Consider the following 6707-nt stretch of genomic DNA (forward strand, 5'->3'; position numbering starts at 1 on the left):
AATATGAGGATGAAGAGTCAGGATTATTCTATAATCGACATCGTTATTATTCACCGGAGACGGCGCAGTATATCTCGGCAGACCCCATTGGGTTATTGGGCGGGTTTAATCCGTATGGGTATGTGCATAATCCCTCGAAATGGGTTGATCCTTACGGTCTGGCTGGCGGGGTTGGTAATAAAGGCGATTACATCATAACTTATCGTGGAGATACACGGAGCTTCACTGAAATTTTTGATGAGGGATTTAAAACACGAGGTCCAAGCAATGATTTGTATAAACATGCATTAGATAACCTAAATCCTCCAAGCAATTTTGTTAGTACTACTATTGAACCAAGTAAAACCATTGGTTTTGCAACAAATTATGGTCAAAAATCCGGCTATATGTACACCATGAAAACTAACCATGGTATAGATGTAAATAAAGTCTTAGGTAAAGACAGTCCTTATGCGGGTGAATTAGAAATTGCAATGCCTGGGGGGGTTAAATCTGAAAACATATTGGGCGCAAGACCAGTTAATGCCGATGGTGAAATGTGGGACTATACTATTTTAAATCCAAAGAGGTATGGAAAATGACAGACATTGATAAAAGAAAAATCAAAATAATAATCAACGGAAAAACGGAAGAAGCTGAATTGCATTTGATCACTTCTCCTGATAGGCATTGTTGCTTAAGAATATTTCATAATAATAATCAATTAGCAGAGTCAAATAATTTTGATTATTTTTCATGTTTTGCTGATTTAAGAAACCAATTAAAAGATATAATATTTCTTTGCAAGGGTGCAAAAATAAATGTATACCCATCTGGCATGATGATAGATATGGGCTTAGGTAGAGTAGCCTATGAAAATACATTAGGTCAATATGCCTCATCTGAAGATACGGTTCATATCTTTGATTTCGACGATAAAGATGTTGATGTTACTCCAAAAGAACAAAGAGAATTTCATTTTAAATGGATTGAATCATTACGACAAAACAATTGATTTCTTAGCTAAAATAAAACCGGAAAGATCCCCGTGATCTTCCGGCTTTGTTCTTTTAAGAGCGGCTCATTCCCTGCCCTTAGCGGCTTTTATAGTTCCCAATCAGTTCCCGCATCCGCAGCTTAATCTCACTGATTTGCTCGCGCTGGCGCTGGTATTGCTGTTTGAGGCTGTTGGTCTCGGAACTCGCGGGGATCAGCACTAAACAGCCATCCATGATCTTCACCGTGACCGAACCACCAGTCTCAAAGCCGGCGGCCTTAAGCCATTGCCCCTTCAGGTGGATTGCGGGCGGGGCTGTGGCCTTGTCGTTTTGCGGGACGTATCCCACGGTGTAATAACGTTCGGTTTTGGCGGCTTTATTTACCGCGCGGTTTTGCTTAGAATGCGCCTTAGCCATCATTCAACTCCTGATTAGTTGGTTGTGGTTAGCGGCGTTGTAGTGTTGCTGCACTACAGCGCCGTGTTAGAAACGCCTTATTTTTTTAGTCGCCCCTCTCCTGCTCCACTGAGCGCATCGCTGATTCAACACGGTGCTTCATAATCACTGCATCAATCAGTTTAATCACAGTTTCCTGCTCTTCTGGCTGGCATTCCTCCAGTGCTTTAAACCGTTCTATTAACCGCGTATTACTCAGTGGAAGCTGTTCGTCAGACGAACCCAATAATAAATAATCTATCGTCGTGGTGAACAATTCAGATAGCTGTATCAGCTTATCCGCAGGCGGGATATGCATCCCAGATTCATATTTACTGTACTGCGAAAGTTGCAGGCCAATCAGAGCGGCAACTTCTTTCTGTGTCCGGCGTTGTTGATTGCGTAACGCTTTCAGTCGTTGCCCAAATGCCCGGCGCTGTTCTTCTGTCTGCATAATTTCATCTGTCATATCAGCCATAAAATGCTCCGAGTATAAGGGGTATTATTAAAACGACTTGCTTTACTATCGTAAAACGATTATATAATATATCGCACAGCGATTCAAAATAAATCTTGACAGGTTTTTAAAGGAATAAGTGATATGGCTCGCATTCCCGACGCAGAATTACAGCACCTGAAAGCCGCCGTCTCCTTAGTGGCGGTCATTGAGCAGCAGGGGCGGAAGCTAACCCCGCGCGGCAAGGACATGACCGTGCTGTGCCCGTTCCATCAGGAAAAAACCCCGTCGATGGTGATCACCCCGTCGAAGAACCTTTATCACTGCTTTGGCTGCGATGCGGGCGGTTCGGTGCTGGACTGGGTGATGAAAACCGAGGGCTTGAGCCTGCGCCATGCAGTTGAGCGGCTGCGCGGGGAGCTGGGCGGCAATCCGAACGTTGAACCGCTGGTTGCCAGTGAGGAACTGGCCGGGGATGTCGGTGATGCCGCCGGGCAACAGGCGCTGCTGTCACGGGTGGTCGAGTTCTATCACCAGACCCTGCTCAATGCGCCGGAAGCCCGGCAATACCTGAAAAAACGCCGCCTTGATCATCCTGAACTGGCCAGCCATTTTAAGCTCGGCTTTGCCAACCGCACCCTCGGTTACCGGCTGCCGGAGAAAAAACAGAAAGCCGGCGCTGAGATCCGCGCCCGGCTTCAGGCGGCCGGGTTACTGCGGGAAAGCGGCCATGAACACTTCAGCGGCTCGCTTGTGGTACCAGTGATCAGTCCGGCGGGACAGGTACAGGAGCTGTATGGCCGCAAAATCACGGACCGCCTGCGGGCGGGCACCCCGCTGCACCTGTACCTGCCGGGGGAGCATGGCGGGGTCTGGAATGAAGCCGGGCTGGCCGGTTCGGCCTCAGTGATTTTGTGTGAATCGCTGATTGATGCGATGTCGTTCTGGTGTGCGGGGTATCGCCATGTGACCTGCGCGTATGGGGTACACGGCTTTACCGATGCGCACCGGGCGGCCTTCCGGCAGCATGACATCCGGCAGGTGCATATTGCCTATGACAATGATAAAGCGGGCAATGAAGCGGCGGTGCAACTGGCGGCAGAGTTGCAATTGGCCGGGCTGGATGTCTGGCGGGTCGTGTTCCCCGAAGGCAGCGATGCCAATCGGTTTAGCTGCGAGGTGGCGAACCCGGAAAATGCCTTCGGCCAGTTACTGGACGCGGCACAGTGGCTCGGTGAACCCACAAAAACGCCGCTGGCAAACCAAAATACCGCCGCCACGGTGTCAGTCCCTGCGGCGGCTTTGGTGCCTGAACCGGGTGTGGTCACGACGCTTGCCGACAACGGGGATATCGTGATCCAGCAGGACGGGCAGGAATGGCGGATACGCGGAGCGCAACAGAAAGCCGGTGCCACGGTGATGAAAGTCAATGTGCAGTTAACCGACAAACCCAGCGGGGCGCTGTTCGTGGACAGCCTCGATATCCTGAGCGCCCGTGCCCGGTCGGCCTTCGTGCGTCAGGCAAGTACCGAGCTGGCCTTGCCGGAAACGCTGATTAAGCGTGAGCTGGGGCGGGTGTTACTGGTGCTGGAACAACGGGCATGGGCAGGGGCGGACACGGCGCAGGCCGCTCACTCCCAGAGTGCGGATGAACAACACGCCGCCGAAGCCTTGCTGAAAGACCCCGAACTTATCAGCCGCATCACCGCCGACCTGAGCGCCTGTGGGGTTGTCGGCGAATCGACCAACCTGTTGGCGGGCTATCTGGCCGCCGTCAGCCGCAAACTGCCCAAACCCTTGGCCGTCCTGATACAAAGCAGCAGCGCCGCCGGGAAATCGTCATTAATGGATGCAGTGCTCAACCTGATACCGGAAGAAGAGCGCATCCAGTACAGCGCCATGACCGGGCAAAGCCTGTTCTACCTCGGTGAAACCAACCTGCAACATAAGATACTGGCTATCGCCGAAGAAGAAGGGGTACGGCAGGCGGCTTATGCGCTCAAGCTGTTACAGAGTGACGGCGAGCTGACCATGGCCAGCACGGGCAAGGATGAAGCGACCGGCAATCTGGTCACCAAAAGCTACACGGTGAAAGGCCCGGTGATGCTGATGCTGACCACAACCGCCATCGATGTCGATGAGGAGCTGCTGAACCGCTGTCTGGTGTTGACCATCAATGAAACCCGCGAACAGACCGAAGCCATCCATGCGTTGCAGCGCCATAAGCAAACGCTCGAAGGATTGCTGGCTGAGAACGAGCGGAAGTATCTGACGACGCTTCACCAGAACGCCCAGCGGTTATTGCGTCCGTTGAATGTGGTCAATCCCTATGCCAGCCAGCTGACGTTCCTGTCAGACAAAACCCGTACCCGCCGCGACCACATGAAGTATCTCACGCTCATTCAGAGCATCGCGTTGCTGTACCAGTACCAGCGGGAAATCAAGACCGCCGAGCATCGCGGCAGGCGGCTTGAATATATCGAAGTCACGAAAGACGATATCCGGCTGGCGAACCAGCTCGCGCATGACATCTTAGGCCGGACGCTCGACGAAATGCCGCCGCAGACGCGCAAGTTACTGATGTTGATACAGGCCTGGATACGGGACAGCGGCCAGCCCCGCCATGAGATGATTTTTACCCGCAAGCAGTTGCGTGATGCCGTTCAATGGGGCGATACCCAGCTCAAACTCCATCTCTCACGGCTCCTTGAAATGGAATACCTGATGCTGCACCGCCGTGGGCTGGCGTTCGCCTATGAGCTGCTGTTTGACGGCGAAGACGGTGACACGGCGCACTTGTGCGGCCTCATTGTGCCGTGAACGGGAAAGTATGACGTGTTCCGGTCGGGGTAAAGGGATAAGCAGTCGCCCCCCGGTCGGCCTCTGGTCGGCAGGCGGTCGGGTCGTGAAATCATCGCAAAGACAGGAACAGCAAGGCCTTATGGCAAAGCGGTCGGGTCACCGCAAAAAACACAGTTCCGGGGTTGTGACTTAACTGCATCGTAACCAACCTCTCATCACACAGACAGGAGGCTTATCATGGCATCACTGACACTCAGGCAACACATCCAGCACTTTCTTGACCACCTCGACGCGCTGCGCTACACACGGGAAACCCGGGCACACTACCGTGGAAACCTGCGGGAATTTGTCGAGTGGTGTGACGAACGGGGTATCACGATGGCGCAGCAGGTGAGCTTCCCGCAGCTGGAAAGCTGGCAGCAGCACATGGTGGCACAGAAAAACCGGCATGGCCGCCCGATAACGGCCAGCACGGTCATCAAAAAACTGACCAGCGTGCGCCACCTGTTCCGCTGGCTGGTGAAGCGGCAGCACCTGCGGTATAACCCGGCGCGGGAGCTGGAGCTGCCCCGGCGGGAGCGCCGGTTGCCGTGGGGACTGCTGAGCGAGCAGGAAACGCGGCGGGTGCTGGCGATGACCGGCAGCGACAATCCGCTCAGTGTCCGGGACAGGGCAATACTGGAAACGCTGTGGAGCAGTGGCATCCGGCGTTCAGAACTCGCGCGGTTGCAGCTCAGTGAAGTGGATTTAGCCGGCGGAATGCTGTTTGTCCGGCAGGGCAAAGGCCGTCAGGACCGGGTCGTTCCGCTGGGTGAATCAGCACGGCACTGGTTACAGCGCTACCTGAATGATGTCCGCCCGCGTCTGGTGTGGGCCAAAGACCCTGATTACCTGTTTGTGTCACAACACGGAAGGGGCCTGACCGACAACAGCCTGACCCAGATAGTACGCAATGCGCTCCACCGTGCCGGCATCGACAAACCCGGCGGTTGCCACCTGTTCCGGCATGGCATGGCCACGCAGATGCTGGAGAACGGCGCAGATACCCGGCATATCCAGGCGATATTAGGCCATGCCAGTCTGGAATCGACCCAGATATATACCCAGGTGGCGATTGGTCATTTAAAAAAAGTGCATCATCAGACCCATCCGGCTGAGCGTGAGCCTCCGGCAAAAGGCGTGCCCGACGCCGAACCGAAACCCTGACGCACCGGACAGCCCGCGCCTCCCCGTTGAGTCCGTCGGGAGCGGTGCGGGGGCAGACCGTGACCGGACTGCCCGTCGGCGGGGGTACGTGGGCAATGGCCGGCCTGAACCGTGGTGTCCCCGTTAAGCCTGTGCAGGCCGCCCAAAGCCCACTCAACATAATGTGAGGGAATTAGGCGAAACTCGCCGTTCATGTGCGTGCCAGTCAGGCACACCGCAAAGCGGCTCGCATCGCCTAATTAACATTATGTCTGCGCCCCCACTTATCGGCATCGCTGACGTGCCGCCGCACAAGGCTGCGCCTTCTGCTGTCAGCGTCTCAGCCAGTCCCCGGCAAAAAAACGCGTTCTTCTTTAGCTGCCTTGCCACGTCCGGCCAACATCCCTGAAGGTTGGTCGGCCTGCGGCCTCCGTGTTTACCTCCCCCGCCCCGACCCCGCTGCGACTTGCTGCGCGCGGCTCGCACTGCGCTGCGCTGCGTTGCTCGTTGCCGTGCTCGCCATCTTCGCCCCGTGCAGCCCCCGCAGGGGGCTTCCCTCTGGGGTCAGCGCTGGTAACAAAACGGGGCATGGCGTAACCCACGGTGCACAGGAGCGTCGCAGGGGCGCCGCTTGCAGGCTCTCTGCCGCCCGCACCCGCAGAACGGCCGCCCGCCGCCCAGACAAGCTGGGCGACGTTCGCCCGTTGCCGATGAAAAACAATCCGAAAGTGCACGTCGGGGTCAAAAAAATGGCCGGGGCAAAATGGGCGCAATCTGCTATCCTGAAAGCCTTGCCCTGTGCGGGCTGGCGTCGTCCTGCGGGTATGATGGCGTCGGGGATGATGTCCCTT

6 protein-coding genes are annotated in these 6707 nt (G+C 55.1%); 4 read left to right on the forward strand and 2 right to left on the reverse strand.

The genetic code is table 11. The features are described 5' to 3' along the window. Positions 1-581: scabin-related ADP-ribosyltransferase (locus H8A87_RS00065; RefSeq protein ID WP_332460304.1), on the forward strand; the 581-nt coding region annotated here is incomplete at its 5' end. Continuing rightward, positions 578-994 (forward strand): hypothetical protein, encoded by a 417-nt coding sequence (locus H8A87_RS19630; protein ID WP_232369973.1) that lies wholly within the window; start codon positions 578-580, stop codon positions 992-994. The genes H8A87_RS00065 and H8A87_RS19630, both read left to right, overlap by 4 nt. 79 nt (positions 995-1073) lie before the next feature. Here H8A87_RS19630 and H8A87_RS00075 read toward each other — a convergent pair whose 3' ends face one another. Both H8A87_RS00075 and H8A87_RS00080 read right to left on the reverse strand, forming a co-directional pair. Continuing rightward, complete coding sequence (locus H8A87_RS00075; RefSeq protein WP_198688011.1) at positions 1074-1394, reverse strand: SymE family type I addiction module toxin; 321 nt, start codon at positions 1392-1394, stop codon at positions 1074-1076. A gap of 85 nt (positions 1395-1479) precedes the next feature. After that, complete coding sequence (locus H8A87_RS00080; RefSeq protein ID WP_198688007.1) at positions 1480-1890, reverse strand: helix-turn-helix domain-containing protein; 411 nt, start codon at positions 1888-1890, stop codon at positions 1480-1482. A 123-nt stretch (positions 1891-2013) separates the two neighbouring features. Here H8A87_RS00080 and H8A87_RS00085 point away from each other — a divergent pair, with 123 nt between their 5' ends. Together H8A87_RS00085 and xerC are read left to right on the forward strand one after the other, a co-directional pair. Next, a complete protein-coding gene (locus H8A87_RS00085) occupies positions 2014-4689 on the forward strand; it encodes a CHC2 zinc finger domain-containing protein (protein ID WP_198688008.1) in 2676 nt (891 codons plus the stop codon). Between the two features lie 219 nt (positions 4690-4908). Next, the gene (gene xerC / locus H8A87_RS00090) at positions 4909-5877 is read left to right on the forward strand and encodes a site-specific tyrosine recombinase XerC (protein ID WP_198688009.1); all 969 of its coding nucleotides are present in this window, start codon (positions 4909-4911) and stop codon (positions 5875-5877) included. Positions 5878-6707 lie beyond the last annotated feature (830 nt).

Source organism: Xenorhabdus lircayensis (assembly GCF_016306625.1).
GTDB lineage: Bacteria > Pseudomonadota > Gammaproteobacteria > Enterobacterales > Enterobacteriaceae > Xenorhabdus > Xenorhabdus lircayensis.

Bases quoted from the DNA above. Each gene is read 5' to 3' on its own strand.
- H8A87_RS19630 (WP_232369973.1), top strand. From the start codon at position 578: ATGACAGACATTGATAAAAGAAAAATCAAAATAATAATCAACGGAAAA.
- H8A87_RS00075 (WP_198688011.1), bottom strand. From the start codon at position 1,394: ATGGCTAAGGCGCATTCTAAGCAAAACCGCGCGGTAAATAAAGCCGCC.
- H8A87_RS00080 (WP_198688007.1), bottom strand. From the start codon at position 1,890: ATGGCTGATATGACAGATGAAATTATGCAGACAGAAGAACAGCGCCGG.
- H8A87_RS00085 (WP_198688008.1), top strand. From the start codon at position 2,014: ATGGCTCGCATTCCCGACGCAGAATTACAGCACCTGAAAGCCGCCGTC.
- xerC (WP_198688009.1), top strand. From the start codon at position 4,909: ATGGCATCACTGACACTCAGGCAACACATCCAGCACTTTCTTGACCAC.